Genomic DNA, 1,039 nt, shown 5'->3' on the forward strand with positions numbered 1-1,039 from the left:
CACACCGCCGGGGAAGCGGCAGCTCATCCCGACGATCGCGATCGGCTCCTGGGCTTTGTCCTCGACATCACGAAGGCGGCGCTGTGTCTGACGCAGGTCGGCCATGACCCGCTTCAGGTACTCGACAAGCTTCTCTTCGTTCGACACTTAGCGCCGCCCCCTCGTGGACACCATACGGTTCATGATCATTCTCAGGCATCCCCGAGTTCTCGGTCGATGACGTCGAAGAGTTCGTCGACCGACACCCCGTCGAGATCGCCGTCCAAGGCGTCGCCGCCCGTCGCCCCCTGGACGGCCGTGCCGGTACCGGCGTGGCTCAACTTCGCCAACATGGACTGGAGTCGGACCACGGCCCTGGCTCGCGCCATGTCGTCCTCCGGGAGTGCGGAGAGCACGGATTCGAGGCGGTCGATCTCCTCGGGCAGCGCGTTCTCCGGCGCACTCGCGTCGGGAGCCAGCTCTGCCAGCAGGTGGCGCGCCAGCGCGGCGGGGGACGCGTAGTCGAACAGCGTGGTGGACGGCAGCCGCAGACCGCTCGCCGTGTTCAGGCGGTTGCGCAGTTCCACTGCCGTGAGCGAGTCCAGGCCCATCTCGAAGAAGCCTCGCTCGGTGTCGATCCCCGTCGGAGTGCCGTAGCCGAGCACGGTGGCCGTGTGCTTCCGGATCATGTCGAGGAGCATGGGCTCCCGTTCGGCCACCGGAAGAGCGGCCAAGGTCTCGGCGAGGGCCGACGTCGGCTCGGCGGGGCCGTCGGTGGAAGCGTGGTCCACGGTCCGGTACAGCTCCTGCACTTCGGCGATCTCACCGAAGAGCGCGCTGTTCCGGGAACCGCTCAGTTCCTTGCCGAACCGCGACCAGTCGACGTCCGTGATCACCGGGCAGGTGTCGGAACCACTGATCGCCCGCTCCAACGCCGTGACGGCCAGCGCGGGATCCATGGGCGGCAGACCGAACCGCTCCATACGGCCGCTGACCAGGGCGCTGTCGGCCGCCATGCCGTCTTCGGCCCAGGGGCCCCACGCGATCGAGGTCGCCGGCA

General features: G+C 68.3%; 1 protein-coding gene. It reads right to left on the reverse strand.

The window, feature by feature from the left end:
• Positions 1 to 191 precede the first annotated feature (191 nt).
• On the reverse strand, positions 192 to 1,039 hold an 848-nt coding region (locus GT045_RS31395), incomplete at its 5' end, for an acyl carrier protein (protein WP_237539018.1).

This window comes from Streptomyces sp. SID486, from assembly GCF_009865385.1.
GTDB lineage: Bacteria > Actinomycetota > Actinomycetes > Streptomycetales > Streptomycetaceae > Streptomyces.